Here is a 367-nt window from a genome sequence, read left to right on the forward strand (position 1 = left end):
GATCACCTCCTTTCTAAGGAAGAAGAAGTAAGGGTTTTATATACTGTTGAGCTTTTAAGTGAGCCTGCACGAGATGGCAGTGACGAAAAGATGAAAAAGTTTACTTTTTCAGATTTGAGTAACTGACAGATCGTATTGGCGGACTGTGCGAAACGGCTTAGGGAGCGAAGCTCCGTAAGATGATTCGGACAGGACGGCAGGCGGAACTGAAAGTACAAGAATTCTGGTGTCGATGCGGTCAGGGGACACACCCGTTCCCATCCCGAACACGACGGTTAAGACCTGATCGGCCGATGGTACTATGCTGGAGACGGCATGGGAGAGCAGGTGGATGCCAGATTCAATGGGCTTATAGCTCAGCCGGTTA

General features: G+C 49.3%; 1 rRNA gene. It reads left to right on the plus strand.

The annotated features are described in order from the left end of the window. Positions 1-222: 222 nt before the first annotated feature. Positions 223-340: ribosomal RNA gene (rrf, locus tag GPK83_RS12120) — 5S ribosomal RNA — on the plus strand. Positions 341-367 lie beyond the last annotated feature (27 nt).

This window comes from Clostridium sp. MCC328 (assembly GCF_018785465.1).
GTDB classification, from domain to species: Bacteria; Bacillota; Clostridia; order Lachnospirales; family Lachnospiraceae; genus Pilosibacter; species Pilosibacter fragilis.